Here is a 20,093-nt window from a genome sequence, read left to right on the forward strand (position 1 = left end):
GGGTTCTGACCCGCCTCACCACTCACGACGGCCGCGGCAGGGCGCTCAGCTGTGGAGGTCGGCCGAGAGGCGGAGGGCGTCGTCGGCGATCCGCTCGATCAGGGCCTCGTCCTTGTGCTTGTCGTAGAAGTCGGCCAGCACGATCGTCGTGTTCGTGCCGTCGACCCGCGAGGCGAACGCCGCGTCCTTGCCGCTCACGCTCGGTGTGCCGTCGCCCGCGAACGTCTTGTCCTTGACCAGGTCCGTGACGTTGCCGGTGTTGTCCTGCTCGGTCAGCGCCTTGAGGGCCTTCGCCGTCGTCGAGTCCGGCATGCCGACCAGCGCCACGGACACCAGCGCCTTCGCGCCGCCCGACTCCGTCGTGTACAGCGCCCGGACCAGCGACTGGCACGGGGAGTCCTGGAAGAACTCCTTCGTCTTGCCGTAGGACTTCGCGACGCAGTCGGTCGTCTTCGCCGGCCCGGAGACCAGCGTGAACTTGAACTGCCCGGTGTTCTGCGCCGGCGGCTGCGCGACCGGCTCGTCCGGCGTCGAGTCGTGCCGGATCAGGAACCACAGCAGCCCGGAGACGACGGCGATCGCGACCAGCCCGGCGCCCTTGAGCAGCAGGGACCGGGTGTCACGCGCCGGCGGTCCCGGCACCGGCGGGCGAGGCTGCGGGGGTACCGCGCCCAGCGGGGCCGTGTCGGACGGGCCTGGGGTGAAATGCGCACCAACCACGGGGCCATACGGTAGTTCACCCGCGTCCGGCGGTTCACTCGAATGCGTGTAAGAGCTGTTCGACGTCGTCAGCGGTGTTGTAGAGGTGGAAGCCGACCCGCACCCGGCCGCCGCGGACGCTCGACACGACCCCCGCCGAAGCCACCCGTCCGGGGTCGGCGTCGAGCGACACGATGGCCGTGCCGCGCGGCGGCAGCCCGAGCTTCTCCAGCAGCATGTCGGCGAGCCCGACGTTGTGCGCCTGGACCTGGGCGAGGTCGAGGCCGGCGAAGTACTCCAGGGCCACGGCCGAGCCGACCTGGGCCAGCCAGACGGGCGAGAGGTCGAACGCGCGGGCGTCGCCGGCCAGGCGCAGCGGGAGGCCGTAGACCGTGGCCCACGGGTCCTCCCCCGCGTACCAGTTCGCCGCGACCGCGCGGGTGCGCTCCTGCGCGTCCGGCCGCACCGCGAGCCAGGCGCCGCCGCGGGGCGAGCCGAGCCACTTGTAGCCCGCGCCGAGGACCCAGTCGGCCCAGGCGACGTCCAGCGGCAGCCAGCCGGCCGCCTGGGTCGCGTCGAGCAGCACCGCCGCCCCGGCGGCCTCGGCCGCGGCCCGCAGCGCCGGGAGGTCCACGATCCGGCCGTCCGCGGACTGGACGACGCTGACCGCGACGACGTCGTGGCCCTCCACCCGCGACGGCAGCACGTCAAGCGGCACCTCGGTCACCGTGACGCCGGGGTTCGCCGCGAAGGGGAAGCTCACGCTGGTGAAGTCGCCTTCGGCGGCGAGCACGCGGGTGCCGGCGGGCAGCGCCACGGCGACGTTGGCCACGAGCTGCGAAACCGACGCGCCGCTCGCGACGCGCCCGGGTTCGACGCCGAGCAGCCGGGCGAACGCCGCCCGCGAGCGCGTCACGTACTCGTCGAAGTCCGTCGGCCGGGTCGCGCCGGTCCGCCACCGTTCCACCGATTCGGCCACCGCCTCGGCCACCGGCGCGGGCGGGACGCCCACGCTGGGCGTGTTGAGGTATCCGGACGGGACGGCGAAGTCGGTTCCGAAGGCACGCATGCCCCGAGCCAAGCAGATCCGGCCGGGCCGGCTCACCCGATTTACGGCAGCAGCGCCGTGACGTCGGCGTAGGACGGCGGCGTCAGCGGCAGGTCGCGGCCGTCGCGCACGGCCAGCGCGGTCCCGGCCGCGGCGGCGAGCGCCATCCGGTACGGCAGCGACCCCAGGCTGACCCGGGCGACACCCAGCTCCGCCAGCCCGGCCACGGTGACCTTGCCGGGCAGGAACAACAGGTTGAGCGGCAGGCCGACGGCGACGACGCGCTCGACGTCACCCGGCTCGGCGAGGCCGGGCACGAAGACCCCGTCCGCGCCCGCCGCCGCGTACGCCCGCACCCGCCGTTCGGCTTCGGCGACCGAGCGGTCGCCCGCCCAGTGCGTGTCGGTGCGGGCGTTGACGAACAGGCCGGGCACCCGGTCCTTGACCGCCGCGACCAGGGCGCACTGGACGTCGACGGGGGCGAGGGAGCCGCCGGCCCGGCCGTCTTCGAGGTTGACGCCGGCCACGCCCGCGTCGGCCAGCTCGGCCGCGAGGTCGGCGACCGCGGCCGGGTCCGCGCTGAAACCGTCGGCGAGGTCGACGCTGACGAGCGCGTCGAGCCGCGTCAGGCGGGTGGCGAGGGCGACGGTCGCCTCGCGCGTCGACGGCGCGCCGTCCGGCTCCCCCGCCGCCGCGGAGACGCCGAGGCTGGTCGTGCCGAGGGCGCGGAAGCCCTGCGCGGCGAGGAACGCGCCGACGCCGAACTCCCACGCGTTCGGCAGCAGCAGCGGGGATCCGGGGACGTGCAGGGCACGGAATTCGTCCATACCCGGCAATCTAGGTCCGCGACGGTTCGGCTCGCGCCGAAGTCTCGAGGAACGGCGTCAGCACGCCCGGCACGGCCTCCGCCGCGAACTCCAGGCCTTCGGCGGCGTCGGCGTCGAGGATCGCGTAGGCGCCCGAGCCCGCCGCCGTGGTCGCGGTGAACGTCGCCAGCCCGCGGCGGCGCTGGAACACCGACTGCTTCACGGTCCAGCCGATCACCCCGTCCCGCGTCAGGACGGCCGTGCTCCGCCGGACCGAGCCCGCGCGCGTCAGCAGGTAGCGGCCGCGGACGCCGTGGCCGAGGCCGCGGTAGGCGTCCAGGGCGAGCAGAACCGCCACCGGCAGGGCGACGGCGGCGAAGGCCACGGCGACGACCAGCAGGACGTCGGTGAGCAGCACGCCGAGCAGCAGCAGGACGAGCACCGGCGTGACGGCGGCGACCAGGGCCCACCGCAGCCGCCGCCCGCGGGCCGCCACCGGGTGCGGCACCAGCCCGGCCGTCTCGACGCGCTCGCCCAGGACCCGCTCCGCGACGTCGTGCGCGACGGCCTTCGGCGCCGCCGGCAGGAGGGTCTTGGACTCGGTCTTGTCGTCGTCGTCCCGCTCCATGCCGGTGGCGATGGCGTCGACGCGGGCGGCGCCGGCGAGCCGGGCACCGAGCGGCTCGACCAGTTCGACGCCGCGCAGTCGCCGTTCTTCGACGGTGATCGTCCGGGTGGTGAGCAGCCCGCGCCGGACGCGCAGGGTGCCACCGGGCTCGCGGTCCAGCCGGTAGTGCCACCACATTTCGGCGAACAGGCCCACGGCACCGGCCACGCCGGCGACCAGCGCGAGGACCAGCAGGAGCAGGATGCTCACGGCGAGCGGCAAGTCGCCGAAGAGGGCGAAGAGCCACTTCACGAGCCCACCGCCGGCTCCGAACCAGTCGGCGACCTTGAACAGCGAGCCGAAGGCGGCCAGGCCGAGCGTCGGCGCGACGAAAGACATGGGTGCGTACCGGATCCAGCGCGGGTCGAGGGCGGCCAGTAGACCGTCTTGTGTGGACGGTTCCGGCAGCCGGTGCAGCAGCTCGGTGCGCAGGGCTTCGGCGTCCGCCCTGGCGAGCGGGGAAAGGGTGATCCGGTCCTGCTGCCCGGTGCCGATGGACAGCGTCGCGACGCCGAACAGGCGGTGCAGCGGGCCGGCCGTCAGGTCGACGTTGCGGATCCGGTCGCGGGGCAGGGATTTGCGCGTGTGGACGGCGAAGCGGAATTCGACCTCGAGGCGCTCGGCGGTGCAGCGGAACCGGGTGAACCGCCAGCGGAGGTATTCGGCGAGCACGCCGGCGCCGACGAGGAGCACGGCGGCCGGGACGAGCCAGAGGGACCGGGTGCCGATGGCGATCGGGGTGCCGGCGGAGACGGCGACACCGGCCATGAGGAGCGCGGTGACGCCGAGGGTGCGCCGGTCGAGCCGGCGCCAGCCGGCCGCGGCGGGACGGTCGGACCCCGGCAAGCCACTCATGTCGCGTCCCCCGGCGTGGCGTCCGTGCGCTCGGTCAAGTGCTCCGCGACGTCGGCCGCGACCTGGGCGTCGAGGCCGCGCAGCCGCACCGCGCCGCGGGCCGAGGCCGTCGTCACCGTGACCGTCGCGAGGCCGAAGCGCTGCTGGAGCGGGCCGCGCAGCGTGTCGACCGTCTGGACGCGCGACAGCGGGGCGACCCGCCACTCCTGCCAGAGGAACCCGGAACTCACGTAGACCGCCGTGTCGGTCACCTCCCAGCGGTGCAGGCCGAACCACCACCGCGGCAGGACCGCGCACCAGGCCACCCCCAGCACTGCCACCACGGCGGCCGGCGCCAGCAACCAGCCCGCCGCCGGCGGGATCAGCAGGCCGAGGACCGCGAGCACGAGCGCGGCCGGCCCGAAGGCGAGCGCGCCCTGCGTGCGCCACCAGGCGATCGCGCGGCGGTCGAGCGCGTGGCGTGGTGGCCGCAGCCGTAGTTTCCCGGTTTCCACCGGACACCCCCCGAAGTTGTTTGCCATGCGATCGCATCGTAAAGGCGGAATCCAGGTCAGGTCGCGGCCGAAGCCGGCATGTCCCTGCGCGTGCCGGCGCCTCAATCACGCATGTCGGCGCCTCAATCACGCGTGCCGGCTCCTCAATCACGCGTGCCGGCCTTTTCCGCACACGAACTCCGTGCGGGAACGGCCGACGCGCGTGATCCCGGGGTCGACACGCGTGATCAGGAGGACGACACGGCGTCAGCCGCCGCCACCGGAGCCGGCCGCGACGGCGGCTGAGCGGGCCGCCTGGAGTTCGCGGATCACCTTGCGCAGGGCCGGGACCGTGGCGCCCGCCTGCTCCTCCAGCCGCGCGAGCCGGTCGCGGCGGCCACGGCGCTCGGCGCGTGGCAGCAGCTCGGCTGCCGCGGCCAGCGACGTCAGGGCCGCGACGTCCGCGGGCACCGGCGCGTCGCTCCGCAGGGCCTGCCGCACCGAGTCGCGGAGTGCGGCCGCCGTCGCCGGGTCGCGGACCTGCGGGCGCCGGCGCGGGAACAGCCCCAGCACGCGGGACGTCCGCAGCGTGATCACGGCCGCCGCGTCGAGCTGGGCCTCCAAGGACTGCAGTGTCCCGCGCGCTCCACGGCGCACCCAGGCTCGCCACTTGCGGTGGGAGTCCGCGCCGAGCTCGGCGAGCAGGTCGTCGAGCACCAGGTGACCGGTGCCGCCGGCGCCGGTCACCACCGGGTGGCCACCGTCGTCGGTGATCCGGCCGCGCAGCACCAGGTCCGTCAGCGCCGCCGCGCGAACCAGCAGCGCCACCCGCTCCCGGTTCGGCAGCCGGTCGCGCCCGGTGTCGCACGCCAGCAGGTAGGCCCGGGCGGGCAAGGACAGCTCGCTCATCTCACTTCCGTCCCTCGTCGTCGTGTCCCCAGTCCACCGTCCGGCGTCCCCCGGCGAAACCGGACGAGGAGGGTGATCGCGGCGACGAACGTTGCGCCGCCCGCAACTTTGGTTGCGCGTCCGGGGCGGCGGCCCGCGCGAGCCGTTACCGTGACCGCGTGAGCACCGCCCAGCGGCCGCTGTGGCCGAGCCGCTCCGACGCCGGTTGGCTGATCTTCGCGGCCCTCGCGTTCGCCGGGCTGAACACGCTGCTCTACGTCCTCGGCGACCGGACGTCCGGCGCGTGGGGCCCGGCGGCCGGGCTGGTCCTGCAGATCACCTGCGACCTCACCCTCGTGCTGCTGTTCCGCTACCCCGGCCCGGTGTGCGCGTTCATCACCGCGGCGGCGTTCGCGATGCTCGCGGCCGACACCTTCGCCCCCGGCCTGCTCGTGCCGGTGAACCCGCTCGCACTGACGACGGTCCCGACGATCACCCCGGTGATCCTGTCCCAGGCGGCCCGCGTGCTGGACAAGCGGACCCTGCTCTGCGTGGCCGGCGTGCTCGCCGTGATCGCCGCGCGGCCGTGGACGCCGAGCTGGGCGACGACCCCGTTCGGCCTGCTCAGCACCGCCCTGCCGGCCCTGAGCTCGCTGTACTTCGAGGCCCGCAAGCAGCTTCTCCAGTCCCTGCGCGACCGGGCGGAACGCGCCGAGCGCGAACAGCACCTGCTCGCCGAGCAGGCCCGGGCGGCGGAACGGCGGCGGCTCGCCGGCGAGATGCACGACGTCGTCACCCACCGGCTCAGCCTGATGGTGCTGCACGCCGGCGCGCTCGGCGTGACGTCGGCCGACCCGGCCGCGCGGGCGGCGGCCGAGGACATCCGCCGCGAAGGCGCCCTGGCGCTGGACGAACTGCGCGACCTGGTCGGCGTCCTGCGCAACGGCACCGAGGCCGGGCCGCGGACGCTCAGCCCGGCCGAGCCCGGCGACCCGGCGCGGCTGGCCGAGGAGTCCCGGTCGGTCGGGGTGGCGACGGACCTGGTGGTGGACGGCGACCCGGCGCAGGTGTCGCCGACCGTCGCGCGCACCGCGTACCGGCTCGTGCAGGAGGCGCTGACGAACGTGCGCAAGCACGCGCCGGGCGCGTCGGCGACGGTTTCCCTGCGCTACCACCCCGGTGGCCTGGACGTCTCGGTCGACAGCACGGCGGCGGCGCACCCGCCCGACCCGGCGCTGGCGGGCAGCGGGTCCGGCGCCGGGCTGGCCGGCCTGCGGCAGCGCGTCGAACTGGTCGGCGGGCGGTTCGACGCGGGCCCGCGCCCCGGCGGCGGGTTCCGGGTGGGTGCGATACTGCCCGCCTACGTCCCGACGGCGGAAGGCTCGGACTGTGATCCCGGTGCTCGTGGCCGATGACGAGCCGATGGTGTGCGCGCACCTGCGCACGATCCTGGGTTCGGCCGGCGACATCGAGGTCGTCGCCCAGGCCGCCGACGGCGCCGAAGCCGTCGAGGCCGTGATCCGGCACCGGCCGCGCGTGGTGCTGATGGACCTGCGGATGCCGGGCGTCGACGGGCTGACGGCGATCGCCCGCATCACCGCGCTGCCGGACCCGCCGGCGGTGGTGGCCCTGACCACGTTCGACGCGGACACGTACGTGATCCGCGCGCTGCGCGCGGGCGCGGCGGGTTTCCTGGTGAAGTCGACGCCCCCGGAGGACCTGATCGGTCTGGTCCGGGTGGCGGCGGACGGCCACACGGTGCTCTCGCCGTCGGCCGCGCGCCGGCTGGTGGCGTTGTCCGCGGACAGCCGCGAACGCGGCGAAGACGCGCGACGGCGGACGGCGGGTCTCACCGACCGCGAGCGCGACGTACTGGCCTGCCTCGGTTCCGGACTGTCCAATGCGGACATCGCGGCGCGGCTGCACCTGGCCGAGGCGACGGTGAAGAGCTACGTCTCGCGGATGCTCGTGAAGCTCGACTGCGCGAACCGGACGCAGGCGGGGCTGCTGGCACACGAGGCCGGTCTGGTGGCTCGCTAAGGGAACAGCAGCGGCGCGGCGTGCCAGATCGCCCAGCCGTTGAGCAGGAACCACCCGCCGATCCACAGCGGCGACGGCATCATGGTGCGCTTCGCCAGCGCGGCGGCGTCGTCCTTCCGGTCCTTGTACCCGTGCTGCCTGCGGTTGACGACCAGGATCCGCACACCGTCGAGTTCACTGATCAGCAGCAGCCAGGCTTCGGTGTAGGCGACGCCGGTGCGCAGCCAGCCCGGGGCGTAGCGCAGGGCCGAGTACACGACCGCCCCCACCACGACGATCAGGACGACGGTGAGCAGGTCCCTGGCGAACAGCAGCAGGAACACCAGCGCGGCGAGGGTCAGGACGAGCACGGCCTGGACGTGCCCGCGGTGCAGCAGGACGGCGGCCCCCAGCCCGGCCAGCGGCGGCATCGCGTACCCGGCGGCACCGGCCAGCACGGCGCCGAGCCCCGAGTCGTGCTTCCCTTCGACGTGCCCGGATCCCGCACCGGTGATGGCGAGGCGGGAGACGTCACCGCCGGTCAGCAGGATCACCAGCGCGTGGCCGCCCTCGTGGAACAGGGTGCCCAGGACGTTGGCGTTGCGCAGCAGGCTTCGCCGGCCGCTGGACGGCGTGACGACCGAGGTCAGCGACACCGCGAAGGCGAACAACGCGGTGACAGCAACGACTCCCCAGCCCGGCGCGGGCGCGGTCTCGTTGAGCACGGCGAACAGTGTCGTCCCGCGCGGCGCCGCGAAACCCGTAACGCAACGGATTGTCCAAGAGCTGTCCAGTGACTACGCGGAGGCGGGCGTGTGCTCCGCATCGTAGGCGTCTCGGGCCTCCTGGACGGAAGCCATGTGCTGCCGGGCCCAGCGGTCCAGCATGTCCAGCGGCTCGGACAGGTTGCGGCCCAGCCCCGTCAGCTCGTACTCGACCTTGGGCGGGATCGTCGGGTACGCCGTGCGGGTGAGGATGCCGTCGCGGACCAGGCTGCGCAGCGTCTGCGTCAGCACCTTCTGGGAGATCCCGTCGACGCGGCGGCCGAGCTCGGTGAACCGGAGCGGGCCGTCGCGGAGCGCGCCGACGATCAGCACCGTCCACTGGTCGCCGATGCGGTCGAGCAGCTGACGGGTCGGGCAGTTGCGGTCGTACGGATCGGGCCCCACGGCACCTCCTCACTCTCCCCGGGAGAGTAACACGCCGGTCAGGCGGTGGCGCGCGCCAGACCGGCGGCCACGCGCTTGATGAAGGAGCCGAGGAACCAGCGGTAGAACCAGCCGGTACCCGGGATCTTCGGCGTGAACGTCGAGTGCCAGTGGATGTCGGTGCCGCCGTCGCGGGGCGAGAGGTCGACGTAGGCGACGTAGTCCCGCAGCGGCAAGCCGCGTTCCAGCGCGTAGCCGAACCGGCGGCCGGGCTCCAGCGCGACGATCTTTTCGTACGAGCGGACGCCGTTGGTCTCGAACAGCCGGACCGCGCCCAGGCCTTCCGGCTCGTCCGCACCCGGCTGGACCAGCTCGAACGACCCCAGCGGCGACCACCGGGGCCAGCTCGCGCCGTCCCGCAGCAGGGCGTACACGGCCTCGGCCGGAGCGGCCGACCGGGTGTGGACCGAAATGCGTTGTACCATTTGGTACGTGTACCATTTGGTACATGATCGACGCAAGCCCGCGCGCGAAGCTGCTCGACGCGGCGATCGAGCACATCGCCCACCACGGCGGGGCGGACCGGAGCCTGCGCGCGCTGGCCGCCGACCTCGGCACCAGCCACCGCATGCTGATCTACCACTTCGGCTCGAAGGAAGGCCTGCTCACGGCGGTCGCGCGGGAGGTCGAGGCCCGGCAGCGGGCCGCGCTCGACGGCCTCGACCCGGCGGACGCGGGCCGCGCGTTCTGGCGGCGGCTCACCGACGAAGGCCTGCGCGCCAACGAAAAGCTGTTCTTCCAGCTCTACGGCCAGGCCCTGGGCGGCACGCCGGGCACGACGGAGTTCCTCGACGGCGTCGTCGAAGACTGGCTCGGTCCGGTCGAGGCGCTGCTGGCCCGCTACGGCGTCCCCGAGGCCGACCGGCCGGCCCACGCCCGGCTCGGGCTCGCCGTGGCCCGCGGGCTGCTGCTCGACCTCGTCACCACCGGCGACCGCGAAGCCGTCGACGCCGCCATGGAGCAGTTCCTGGCCCGGTACGAAAAGCCGTGATTTCCTGTGCCGATGCGACTGGTACTGGGGTTCTTGGCCGCTTTGCTCACGACGGCGTGGGTGTAGTGCGTGCGTTCCTTGACTCCCGGATGAGCAGGCGCGCAGTCACCCGTCGCGCTGAGCGGCGTCCCGCTTGGCCCGGACAACTTCGTAGTCCGCCTCGGCCTGCTTTCGCTCCGCTCGCCTTTGGCTCCTGAGCAACGCGGCCTCAGCTCTGTCCAACCGCGCCCGCGCTCGATCCAGCGACTCTCGCGCCAGCCAAATCGCCTCGGTGCTGCGCCTCACTCGATCATCAGCGGAAACTCCCAGTTCGTGGCTTCGTTCCCCCAGATGAGCCGCCATCGACACCATCTGATCTTCACGATCGTCAGCGCCATGCTCACGGTGGTCGGCGATCGAGTCCCGCCGATCCGCGATCTGATCACGTTCGTCGGCGATCCGGTCCCTCTCGTCGGCGAGCCGGTGCCGCTCATCCGCAGTGGCTTCACGCGCATTCATCGACTGGCGGCCCTCCGCACGATCACGACCTGACTGCTCCACAGGGCCGGGATCCCGCCACAGCCCGGCGAGGAGCAAGCATGCGTACAACCGCCAGCGAGTCACCGGCGGGATCGAACCGGCAGCGCATCGGCGCAGTTCGATCAGCCAAGATGATGAGCTGCTCACCTGCGGTCTCAACGACCAGCTGCCCGTCATAGACCGCGTCCGGCTCAAACCCAAGATCACTCATGACCCACTGCGCGTACCGACGAACGAGCCGAAGTTCCTCCATGCTGACGGCAATCCGAAGCTCGGTGCTCGCGCCACCGAAGCACGCGGACCACAAATGAGCCGGATTCTGCAAGAACACGCGAGCACCATCCGGGCACGGATCCTCGCCGAGGGGGCCGCTGGGAACCGGCAGCTCGTCCCTGGTCACGGCACATCACCTCCGGCTACCGCGCCCAAGTGCCGAATAGCCCGGGCGTCGCCGTTCCACGGTCCGCCCGACCGCTCGCCGCGACAAGAGCCCTAAGTCCCCGCGGCGGTCGCGCGGGAGGTCGAGGCCATGGAGCAGTTCCTGGCGCGGTACGAAAAGCCGTGATTTCCTGTGCCGATGCGACTGGTACTGGGGTTCTTGGCCGCTTTGCTCACGACGGCGGGGCTCGCACCCCCCGCCGTCGCCGCGGAAAGCCGTCCGATCCATTCCTACGCGGACGCGATCCGCGAGACGACGTGGGTGGAGACCGGCACCGACAACGACCACGACGGCGAGCCCGACCGCGTCGCCGCCGACGTCATCCGGCCCGACACGCGCGTGCGCGTCCCGGTCATCCTCGACGTCAGCCCCTACTACGCGTGCTGCGGCCGCGGCAACGAGCAGCAGAAGAAGTCCTACGCGCCGGACGGCACGCCACTGCGGTTCCCGCTGTTCTACGACAACTACTTCGTGCCGCGCGGCTACGCCGTCGTGCTGGCCGACGTCGGCGGCACGAACCGGTCGTCCGGCTGCTTCGACGACGTCGCGTCCGGCAACGCGGTCGTGAACTGGCTCAACGGCCGGGCGAAAGCCTTCGACGCGCCCGACGGCGGCCGTGCGGTGACCGCGGCCTGGGCCACCGGGGACGTCGGCGCGATCGGCAAGTCGCAGGACGGCGCCACCGCGATCGGCATGGCCGCCTCGGGCATCGCCGGGCTGAAGACGATCGTGCCGATCGAAGGCGTCGCGGACAACTACGCGCAGGTCATCGGCAACGGCGCTCCCTTCGCCACGCCGGAGAACACCGGGTCGTCCTTCACCTACAACGAGCGCGCCGCGGAACTGTGCAAGCCGTTCGAGGCCGGACAGAAAGCGCGCGCGGGCACGAACGGCGACTACAACGACTACTGGGAGAGCCAGCACTACGTGCCGCGCGCCGGGCAAGCGAGCGTGCTCATCGCGCAGGGCTTCGGAGACTGGGTCGTCGCACCGAACCAGTTCGCCCGCTACTGGGACGCGCTGGGCCGGGCCGGCGTCCCGCGGAAGGCGTGGCTGAGCCAGGCCGGCCACACCGACCCCTTCGACCTGCGGCGGGCGGAGTGGGTCGAGACACTGCACCGCTGGTTCGACCGCTGGCTGCTCGGCCTGCGCAACGGCGTCGAGCGTGCGCCCGCCGTGCACCTCGAGACCGCTCCGGACCGGTGGACCGACCTCCGGAGCTGGCCGCCCGCGACGCTCCCGGTGACGCTGCGCCCGTCGGCCGGCGGCGCGCTGGGGCCGACCGGGTCCGGCACGGCGAGCGTCGTCGACGATCCCGCCGTCACCCGCGAGCAGTGGGCGGCCGGGGTGTCGGCCGCGCGGTTCACCGGGCCGCCCCTGCCGGCACCGGTGCGGATCGCCGGCTCGCCGTCGGTGACGATCACGGCGTCGTCCGACCGGACCGCCGCCCGGCTCGGCGTCGCGCTCGTCGACTACGGCCCGGCCGAGACGCGCAACACCGCGGAGTACGGCAGCGGCATCCGTAACCTGACCACGCGGTCGTGCTGGGGCTCCGGTTCCGACGCCGACAGCGCGTGCTTCCTCGACACCGTCGCCGACGTCGTGCGCGTCGACCACCGGATCGTCGCCGCCGGCTGGGCGGATCTCGGGCACCACGCGTCGCTGCGGCACGGCGAACCGCTCGTCCCCGGCCGGCCTTACCCGATGACCTTCGAACTCACCGCGCTCGACCACGTCGTCCCGGCCGGCCACCGCCTCGGGCTGCTCCTCGGCGGCACCGACGGGCTGTTGTTCGACCCGGCGCTGCCGCGGCTCGGCGACACGGTGACGTTCGACCTCTCGCGGACGTCGGTCACCTTCGGCCTTACAAAGCCCGAACACTAGACGGACGCCCTTCGAACACGACCCCGCCAGAGTTCTCCTCGTACCCCGGGAACGGAGACGAGGAGAGACGATGCGAGGAACCACCTGGACGCGGCTGGCGCTGGCGGGCGGGGCGAGCGCCGCCTGCCTGCTGGTGGCGGCGCCGCTGGCGTCGGCCCAGACGGCGCCGATCACGCTGAGCCCCGAGGAGTCGCAGCAGGTCTGCTCGGACTGGGTGCCGAAGCTGCAGAAGCGGGCCGCCAACCTGGAGAAGCGGATCAACGGCGGTCCCGAGATCAAGGGCTCGGTCGCCAACCTCAAGGCGCGGGCGGCCGACCAGCGGGCCGCCGGGCACACCGCCCGCGCCGACCAGCTGGACCAGCGCGCCACCAAGCGGCAGGGCCGCATCGGCGAGCTGACCACGGCCAAGCAGAAGCTCGACGCCTTCGCGGCCGCGCACTGCAAGCCGGCCAAGTGAGGGGCGCACGGGTCGCGGCGGCGGTCGGGGCCGCCGCACTCGTCGCGCTCGGCTGCTCGGGCTGCCGCGACGACCTGATGGGCTCTCCGGATCCGTCCACGTCGTCGGTTTCGCCGTCCGGCGAGCTGAGCGGGATCGAGTCGACGCTGAACGGGATCGAGTCCGACATGAACAGCGATGGCTCGCCCTGACCGGCTAGCGTCTCCCCTCTGAACACGGCGGAGACGGGAGCAGGCATGGGGTCACCGGGACGCGGCCTCGTCCTCGTGGTCGAGGACGAGGCCGCGATCGCCGAGCTGGCGGCGCTCTACCTCAAGCGCGACGGCTTCGGTGTGCACGTCGAGGCCGACGGCGGCCGGGCACTGGAGGGGGTCCGCCGGCTCAAGCCGGTGGCGATCGTGCTCGACATCGGACTGTCCGGAATGGACGGTATCGAGATCTGCAAGGCGCTGCGCGCGGCCGGCGACTGGACGCCGGTGCTGTTCGTCACCGCCCGCGACGACGAGCTCGACCGCCTGCTCGGCCTGGAGATCGGCGCCGACGACTACCTCACCAAGCCGTTCAGCCCGCGTGAGCTGGCGGCCCGGGTCCGGACCGTGCTGCGCCGCGCGTCGGGGGCGGCGCCGGCCGCGGAGACGTTCGCCGTGGGCGGCGCGCGCGTCGACGTCCTGTCCCGGCGGGCGTGGGCGGGCGACGTCGAGGTTTCGCTGACGTCGACCGAGTTCGACCTGCTGACGCACCTGCTCCGGCACCCGGGGCAGGTGCTTTCGCGCGACCAGCTGCTCAGCGCCGTCTGGGGGTACGCCGCGGCGGCGGGGACGCGCACGGTCGACGTCCACGTGGCGCAGCTGCGGGCGAAACTCGGGCCGTCGAGCCCGATCCGGACGGTGCGGGGCATCGGCTACGCGGCGGATCCGACATGAGGGGAACGCTGGCCGGGCGGATCACGCTGGTGTGCCTGGCCGTCGCGGGGGTGGCGGTGATCGTGGCCGGGCTGGTCGCGTCCCGGCTGATCCGGACCACGGCGGACAACGTGCTGCAGTCGTCGCTGGCCGCGCAGGCCGACGTCGTCGCGTCGCAGCTGGACGAAACGGGCATCGGCAACCGGCTCGGGGTGGGCAAGGTGGCCGACGTCGTGCGCGGGCAGGGCATCTCCGTCGTGGTCCGGCGGGCCGGCGGGCAGGCGCTCGGGGACGCCGTCGCCGTGCAGGCCGCCGGGAAGCTCGGGCTGGCGGCGGACCACTCGGGGCGCGTGCTGGTGGCGGGGTCGCAGTACCTGGTCGAGACGCGGGTGGTGGGCACGCGCGGGGCGGCGTTCGCGCTGGTCCTGCCCGCGCGGAACGCCGAAGCGACGCAGCGGGCCCTGGTGCGCAACATCCTGCTGGCGCTGGGCATCGGTCTCCTGGTGGCGGCGGTCGCGGGCTTCGTCTCGGGCCGGCTGCTGGGCCGTCCGCTGCGCCGGGCCGCGCTGGCCGCGGGGTCGCTGCGGGCGGGCCGTCGTGACGTGCGGGTGCCGGTGCAGGGGCCGCGCGAGGTGGCGGAGGTGGCCGGGTCGCTGAACTCGCTGGCCGACGCCCTGGCCGTCAGCGAGGCGCGGCAGCGGGAGTTCCTGCTGTCGGTGTCACACGAGCTGCGGACCCCGCTGACGGCGGTGACCGGCTTCGCCGAAGCGATCGCGGACGGCGTCGCCTCGGGGCCGGACGCGGCGCGGGCCGGGCAGACGATCCAGCGGGAGGCGGCGCGGCTCGAGCGGCTCGTCACGGACCTGCTTGAGCTGGCCCGGCTGGGGGCGGACGAGTTCCGGCTGGACGTCGCTTCGGTCGACTTGGGCGCGCTGGTCCGCGACTGCGCGGAGGTGTGGCAGCTGCGGTGCGCCCGGGAGGACGTGCGGCTGTCGGTTTCGGCGCCTTCGTCGCCCGTGCCGGTGCTCGCGGACGCCCGGCGGCTGCGTCAGGTGGTCGACGGCCTGGCCGAGAACGCGCTGCGCGTCACCCCCGCGGGCGCGCCGATGGTGTTTTCGCTGTCGGTGTCCGGTTCTTCGGCCGCGCTTTCGGTCCGGGACGGCGGGCCGGGCCTGGCGCCGGAGGACTACCCGGTGGCGTTCGAGCGCGGCGTCCTGAACGCGCGCTACCGCGACCGCCGCCCGGTCGGGTCGGGCATCGGCCTGGCCCTGGTCCACGCCCTGGTCACCCGCATGGGCGGAACGTTGACGGCGGGCCCGGCCCCGGAAGGCGGCGCGGCCTTCACGATGACGTTCCGCCGGCACTGAGCTGGGCGGCGCGGGCGGTGACGTCCATCAGGGCTGACTCCGCCGCAGCGTGATGCCCCTCCCATCACGCGTGATGCCCCGCCAATCACGCGAAAAGCCCGGTTGGTCACCCGCGATGCCGCCGACGGCCGAAGCCGGTGTGGGTGCCGGGCATCACACGTGTCCGGAACGGCATCACACGTGATTGCCGGGGCATCACGCGGCGTGGTCGTTAGGGTCGGGGGATGGAGATGCTGCACTTGCGCTACTTCGTCGCGGTTGCCGAGGAACTGAACTTCTCCGCGGCCGCGCGGAAGCTGCACATGGCCGCGTCGCCGCTCAGCCAGCGGATCAAGGACCTCGAACACGAACTCGGGCAGCAGCTGTTCGACCGCAGCACCCACCACGTCACCCTCACCGACGCCGGGGCCGCGCTGCTGCCGCTCGCGCGGGACGTCCTGGAGCGGATCGGCGCGATCCCGTGGAAGCTGGAAGAGGCCGTCCGGCCGCAGCGCAGCACCCTGTTCCTCGGCATGCCCGCCGGCGTGCACCCCGACCTGCGCGACCGCGTCAACGCCCTCGCCGAGCGCGTCCGGCACCGCTACGAGCTCAAACGCTGGCCCGGCACCACCGCCGACCTCGTGCAGGGCGTGCACGACGGCAAGCTGGCCCTCACCCTCGCCCGGCTGCCGGTCACCGATCCCGCGCTGGAACAGCTGCCCGTGATGACCGAACGGCTCGGCGCCGTCGTGCCCGCCGACCTGTTCGCCGGGCGGGACGCCGTCAGCCTCGCCGAACTGGCCGGATTCCCGTACGTCGCGTCTCCCGGCGAAATCACCCCCGCGTATTTCGACCAGCTGGACCACCAATTGAACGAACTGGGCGTCAAAAAACGCATCCGGCTGACCAACACCGGCTACGGCGGGACGTCGGAAATCATTTCCAGCGGCGAGGCGTTCTCGATTTCCATGCTCGACGCCAGGTCGCCGATGCACGGCTACCGGCTCGACAACGTCATCGTGCTGCCCTTCACCGATTTCCGCCCCCAGCTGGACACCGGCCTGCTCTGGCGGCGTGACCGCTCCGACGGCGACCTGCGCGAGCTTGTCGCCGTCGCCAAAGAGATCTTCGCCGAGCCGATCAGCAGCTAGCGAAATGGTATGACCACCAGAGTCATACCATTGTTCGCATCATGATCATTCCCTTCCACGCCGAACGCGCCTACGTTCGTAAGTAGAGCGAAACACCAAGGCGCGAAAGGACGGAAAGATGACGACCGGACCGCTGGACGGCGTGCGTGTGATCGACCTCTCGACCGTGGTGATGGGCCCGTACGCGGCCCAGATCCTCGGCGACCTGGGCGCCGACGTGATCAAGATCGAGTCCCCCGCGGACACCGTTCGGGTGGGCGAGTACCGCACCACGCCGGGCATGACCGCGCTGAACCTCAACGTCAACCGCAACAAGCGCAGCGTGGCCCTCAACCTCAAGGACGAGACCGAACGCGAGCAGGCGCTCAAGCTGATCGACACCGCCGACGTGCTGATCACCAACATGCGCCCCGGCGCGCTGGCCCGCCTCGGCCTGAACTACGCCGACGTCGCCGCGCGCAACCCCCGCCTGGTCTACGCCCACGCGCAGGGCTTCCGCAGCGACTCCGACCGCGCCGGCAACGCCGCCTACGACGAGACCGTGCAGGCCTCCTCCGGCCTGGTCGACGTGGCCAACCGGGCACTGGGCGAGCCGGTCTACCTGCCGACGATCATCGGCGACAAGGTTTCGTCGCTGACCATCGCCTACAGCGTGCTCGCCGCGCTGGTCCACCGGGACAAGACCGGCGAAGGCCAGCAGATCGAGATTCCGATGACCGACACGCTGCTCGCGTTCAACCTGGTCGAGCACCTCGCCGGGCACACCTTCGAACCGGCCGAGAGCCCCACCGGCTTCGCGCTGTCGATGACGAAGGGCCACGCCGCGGTCCGCACCAAGGACGGTCTCGCCTGCGTCATCCCCTACAACCCGCAGAACTTCCGCGACTTCTTCGCCGCGGCCGAGCGGCCCGACCTCGCCGCCGACCCGCGCGTGAACGGCGACGCCATCAACCGCGCCGACAACGAGTGGCTGAGCGAGCAGATCGCGGTGTGCGCCCCGGCGCTGACCACCGAGGAGTGGGCCGAGGTGTGCGCGAAGCACAGCATTCCGATGGCGCCGGTCCTGGAACTGGACAACGCCCACGAGGACCCGTACGTCCGGGACGGCCACCTGCTGGACACCGTCGAGCACCCGAGCGAGGGCACCATCCGCACGGTCGGCATCCCGGTGAAGTTCTCCGCGACGCCCGGCTCGATCCGCCGCCTGGCCCCGCTGGCCGGCCAGGACACCGCCGAAGTCCTCTCCGAACTGGTCCGAACCACCGCCACTTTCACGTGAAAGTGTTCCGGAGTGGCGACTCCAGGTCACTTTCACGTGAAAGTGCCCCCCTTGGGAAGTGGAAGTCATGAGTGAAGTACGCACCGAACGGATCGGCAGCACCCTGCTGATCACGATCGACCGGCCCCAGGCCCGCAACGCGGTGAACGCCGCCGTCGCGGCCGGGCTGGCCGCCGCCCTCGACGAACTCGAGAGCGACCCCACGCTCCGGACGGGTGTCCTGACCGGCGCCGAGAACACCTTCAGCGCCGGCATGGACCTCAAGGCCGCGCTCAAGGGCGAGTCGCCGGAAATCCCAGGCCGCGGGTTCGGCGGCCTGACCGAAGCCGAGCTCACCAAGCCGCTGATCGCCGCCGTCGAAGGGTTCGCCATGGGCGGCGGGTTCGAGCTGGCGCTGGGCTGCGACCTCATCGTCGCCGCCGAAGATGCGAAGTTCGGCCTCCCCGAGGTCAAGCGCGGCCTGATCGCCGCGGGCGGGGGCGTGATCCGGCTGCCGAAGCGGATCCCCCACCACCTCGCGATGGAGTTCCTGCTCACCGGCGAGCCCGTCACCGGCCGCCGCGCCGGCGAGCTGGGCCTGGTCAACCGCGTGACCGCGAACGGCGACGCCGCCGCCGTCGCGCTGCAGCTGGGCGAGAAGCTGGCGGAGAACGCGCCGCTCGCGCTCGCCGCCGTCAAGAAGATCGTGCGCGGCTCGGAGGCCGAAGCCTTCGCCCTGCAGCGCGAAGAGACCAAGAAACTGATGCAATCCAGGGACGTCCAAGAAGGCATGACCGCCTTCGCCGAGCGCCGCGCTCCGAAGTGGACAGGCCAATGAAGATCGAAGAAGTCCGCCGTCACATGACGACCCCGCTGACCGCCCCGGCGTTCGCGCCCGTGGTCCCGAGGTTCACCGACCGCGAGTACCTCAACATCGTCTACCGCACCGACGCCGACGCCCTGCGCGCGGTCGTCCCGGAGCCGCTGCGGATCGAAGAACCGTTGGTGCGCTTCGAGGTCATGAAGATGGGCGACGTCTCCGGCTACGGCCCGTACACCGAGTCGGGCCAGGCGATCGAGGTCAGCTTCGACGGCGAGCGAGGCGAGTACCTGCACGCGATGTACCTCGACAACTTCCCGGCCACCGCATCCGGCCGCGAGGTCAGCGCGTACCCGAAGACCGTCGGCAGCCCGGGTCTCTATGTCGACAACGGCGTCCTCGTGGGCACCCTGGACTACGGGACGCTGCGGGTGGCCACCGCGACCATGGGCTACAAGCACCACGAACTGGATGCCCGCGAGGCCGAGCGCCAGATCACCGTCCCGACGTTCATGCTCAAGACGATCCCCGGCTACGACGGCGCCCCGCGCGTGCAGGAACTGGTCCGCACCGAGATCTCCGACGTCGTGGTCAAGGAGGCCTACACCGGCCCGGCGCGGCTGCAGCTGTTCCAGCACGTCCTGGCCCCGCTGGCCGACCTGCCGGTGCTGGAGGTCGTCTCCGCGAGCCACATCCGCACCGACCTGACGCTCGCCCCGGTCAAGCCGGTCTTCGACTACCTGAAGGGAGCCCAGGCATGAAGAACGCCGCAGTCATCGGCGCGGGCACCATCGGCCTGTCCTGGACGGCGCTGTTCGCCCACCACGGCCTGACCGTCCAGGTCACCGATCCCCGTCCCGACCTCGCCGAGGCCGTCTCGCAGGCACTGGCCCGGTTCGCCCCGCACCTCGGCACGACCGCCTGCGAGCTGGCGAGCCGCGTCCACATCGCCGAGAACGTCACTGAATCAGTGAAAGAAGCGGATGTGGTCCAGGAGAACGGGCCGGAGAACGTCGAGTTCAAGAAGGACCTGTTCAAGCAGCTCGTCGAGGAAGCACCGGAGCACGCGCTGCTGCTGAGTTCGTCGAGCGCCATCCCCTCGACCGCGTTCACCGGCGAGATCGACGGCCGCCGGATCCTGATCGGCCACCCGTTCAACCCGCCACACCTGATCCCCCTGGTCGAGGTGGTCCCCGGCGAGCGCACCAGCGAGGAGTCCGTGCGGCAGACCGTCGACTTCTACACCTCCCTCGGCCGCACGCCGGTCGTGGAACGCAAGGAGATCGCCGGGTTCGTCGGCAACCGGCTGCAGAACGCGCTCAGCCGCGAGGCGATCTACCTCGTCGAGCAGGGTGTCGTCACGCCGGAAGACCTCGACAAGGTGATCACGAACTCGCTCGGGATCCGCTGGGCCACGGTCGGGCCGTTCCTCGGTTCGCACCTCGGCGGTGGCCCCGGCGGCTACCGGCACATGGCCGAGCACATCGGCAAGTCCATGAAGAAGATGTGGGCCGGGCTGGGCACCCCCAGCCAGGGCCCCGAAGAGCAGGAACGGCTCATCGAAGCCGTCGAAAAGGCTTACGGCTCCTCCACGTACTCGGAACTCGCCGAGACGCGCGACCGCAAGCAGCTCGCCGTCCTGACGGCATTGGAGGAGAACTGA

23 protein-coding genes are annotated in these 20,093 nt (G+C 72.5%); 14 read left to right on the top strand and 9 right to left on the bottom strand.

The genetic code is table 11. The features are described 5' to 3' along the window. Positions 1–45: 45 nt before the first annotated feature. The 6 genes from DV20_RS02715 to DV20_RS02745 form a co-directional block, all read right to left on the bottom strand. Positions 46–642, bottom strand: coding sequence for a hypothetical protein (locus DV20_RS02715; RefSeq protein ID WP_043776157.1), 597 nt, complete (start codon positions 640–642; stop codon positions 46–48). Between the two features lie 112 nt (positions 643–754). Next, positions 755–1,768 carry an aminotransferase class V-fold PLP-dependent enzyme gene (locus tag DV20_RS02720; protein WP_043776159.1) on the bottom strand — a complete coding sequence of 338 codons (1,014 nt, stop codon included), beginning with the start codon at positions 1,766–1,768 and terminating at the stop codon, positions 755–757. A 41-nt stretch (positions 1,769–1,809) separates the two neighbouring features. Continuing rightward, the gene (locus tag DV20_RS02725) at positions 1,810–2,574 is read right to left on the bottom strand and encodes an isocitrate lyase/PEP mutase family protein (RefSeq protein ID WP_043776160.1); all 765 of its coding nucleotides are present in this window, start codon (positions 2,572–2,574) and stop codon (positions 1,810–1,812) included. A 10-nt stretch (positions 2,575–2,584) separates the two neighbouring features. Then, positions 2,585–4,075, bottom strand: coding sequence for a PH domain-containing protein (locus DV20_RS02730; protein WP_051735771.1), 1,491 nt, complete (start codon positions 4,073–4,075; stop codon positions 2,585–2,587). Beyond that, on the bottom strand, positions 4,072–4,596 hold the full coding sequence (locus DV20_RS02735) for a PH domain-containing protein (RefSeq protein WP_043776163.1): 525 nt from the start codon (positions 4,594–4,596) through the stop codon (positions 4,072–4,074). Before DV20_RS02735 ends, DV20_RS02730 begins: the two co-directional genes overlap by 4 nt. Before the next feature lie 219 nt (positions 4,597–4,815). Continuing rightward, positions 4,816–5,457, bottom strand: a complete 642-nt coding sequence (locus DV20_RS02745) for a GOLPH3/VPS74 family protein (protein ID WP_043776164.1) — start codon at positions 5,455–5,457, stop codon at positions 4,816–4,818. A 158-nt stretch (positions 5,458–5,615) separates the two neighbouring features. Between DV20_RS02745 and DV20_RS02750 the strand changes: the two genes are divergently transcribed. After that, positions 5,616–6,851, top strand: coding sequence for a sensor histidine kinase (locus DV20_RS02750; RefSeq protein ID WP_043776166.1), 1,236 nt, complete (start codon positions 5,616–5,618; stop codon positions 6,849–6,851). After that, positions 6,826–7,476, top strand: a complete 651-nt coding sequence (locus DV20_RS02755; RefSeq protein WP_043776169.1) for a response regulator — start codon at positions 6,826–6,828, stop codon at positions 7,474–7,476. The genes DV20_RS02750 and DV20_RS02755 overlap by 26 nt, the downstream gene beginning before the upstream one ends. Here DV20_RS02755 and DV20_RS02760 read toward each other — a convergent pair. The 3 genes from DV20_RS02760 to DV20_RS02770 form a co-directional block, all read right to left on the bottom strand. Then, entirely contained in the window at positions 7,473–8,180 is a 708-nt protein-coding gene (locus DV20_RS02760; RefSeq protein ID WP_043776171.1) for a M50 family metallopeptidase, read from the bottom strand. The genes DV20_RS02755 and DV20_RS02760 overlap by 4 nt on opposite strands. Before the next feature lie 72 nt (positions 8,181–8,252). Beyond that, positions 8,253–8,624: a winged helix-turn-helix transcriptional regulator gene (locus DV20_RS02765; RefSeq protein ID WP_043776172.1), complete on the bottom strand. Its 372-nt coding sequence runs from the start codon at positions 8,622–8,624 to the stop codon at positions 8,253–8,255. Positions 8,625–8,662: 38 nt separating this feature from the next. Further along, complete coding sequence (locus tag DV20_RS02770; RefSeq protein ID WP_043776173.1) at positions 8,663–9,088, bottom strand: SRPBCC family protein; 426 nt, start codon at positions 9,086–9,088, stop codon at positions 8,663–8,665. Positions 9,089–9,111: 23 nt separating this feature from the next. On the opposite strand from DV20_RS02770, the gene DV20_RS02775 reads away from it, so the two are divergent. From DV20_RS02775 to DV20_RS02840, 12 genes are all read left to right on the top strand, one after another. After that, a complete protein-coding gene (locus DV20_RS02775; RefSeq protein WP_043776175.1) occupies positions 9,112–9,654 on the top strand; it encodes a TetR/AcrR family transcriptional regulator in 543 nt (180 codons plus the stop codon). 312 nt (positions 9,655–9,966) lie between these two features. Then, positions 9,967–10,185, top strand: coding sequence for a hypothetical protein (locus DV20_RS45405; RefSeq protein ID WP_043776180.1), 219 nt, complete (start codon positions 9,967–9,969; stop codon positions 10,183–10,185). A 565-nt stretch (positions 10,186–10,750) separates the two neighbouring features. Further along, positions 10,751–12,496 carry a CocE/NonD family hydrolase gene (locus DV20_RS02795; protein WP_043776184.1) on the top strand — a complete coding sequence of 582 codons (1,746 nt, stop codon included), beginning with the start codon at positions 10,751–10,753 and terminating at the stop codon, positions 12,494–12,496. Positions 12,497–12,566: 70 nt separating this feature from the next. After that, entirely contained in the window at positions 12,567–12,953 is a 387-nt protein-coding gene (locus DV20_RS02800; protein ID WP_043776186.1) for a hypothetical protein, read from the top strand. After that, positions 12,950–13,144, top strand: a complete 195-nt coding sequence (locus DV20_RS02805; protein ID WP_043776188.1) for a hypothetical protein — start codon at positions 12,950–12,952, stop codon at positions 13,142–13,144. The genes DV20_RS02800 and DV20_RS02805 overlap by 4 nt, the downstream gene beginning before the upstream one ends. 45 nt (positions 13,145–13,189) lie before the next feature. Further along, complete coding sequence (locus tag DV20_RS02810) at positions 13,190–13,876, top strand: response regulator transcription factor (protein ID WP_043776189.1); 687 nt, start codon at positions 13,190–13,192, stop codon at positions 13,874–13,876. Beyond that, positions 13,873–15,222, top strand: a complete 1,350-nt coding sequence (locus DV20_RS02815) for a sensor histidine kinase (protein WP_043776190.1) — start codon at positions 13,873–13,875, stop codon at positions 15,220–15,222. Before DV20_RS02810 ends, DV20_RS02815 begins: the two co-directional genes overlap by 4 nt. A 224-nt stretch (positions 15,223–15,446) precedes the next feature. Next, the gene (locus DV20_RS02820; protein ID WP_043776191.1) at positions 15,447–16,352 is read left to right on the top strand and encodes a LysR family transcriptional regulator; all 906 of its coding nucleotides are present in this window, start codon (positions 15,447–15,449) and stop codon (positions 16,350–16,352) included. A gap of 118 nt (positions 16,353–16,470) precedes the next feature. Continuing rightward, positions 16,471–17,631, top strand: coding sequence for a CaiB/BaiF CoA transferase family protein (locus DV20_RS02825; RefSeq protein WP_043776193.1), 1,161 nt, complete (start codon positions 16,471–16,473; stop codon positions 17,629–17,631). 67 nt (positions 17,632–17,698) lie between these two features. Continuing rightward, positions 17,699–18,448 (top strand): crotonase/enoyl-CoA hydratase family protein, encoded by a 750-nt coding sequence (locus tag DV20_RS02830; protein ID WP_043776197.1) that lies wholly within the window; start codon positions 17,699–17,701, stop codon positions 18,446–18,448. After that, entirely contained in the window at positions 18,445–19,191 is a 747-nt protein-coding gene (locus DV20_RS02835; RefSeq protein WP_043776199.1) for an acetoacetate decarboxylase, read from the top strand. The genes DV20_RS02830 and DV20_RS02835 overlap by 4 nt, the downstream gene beginning before the upstream one ends. Further along, a complete protein-coding gene (locus DV20_RS02840) occupies positions 19,188–20,093 on the top strand; it encodes a 3-hydroxyacyl-CoA dehydrogenase NAD-binding domain-containing protein (RefSeq protein WP_043776200.1) in 906 nt (301 codons plus the stop codon). Before DV20_RS02835 ends, DV20_RS02840 begins: the two co-directional genes overlap by 4 nt.

Origin of the sequence: Amycolatopsis rifamycinica (assembly GCF_000695625.1) — a bacterium.
GTDB classification, from domain to species: Bacteria; Actinomycetota; Actinomycetes; order Mycobacteriales; family Pseudonocardiaceae; genus Amycolatopsis; species Amycolatopsis rifamycinica.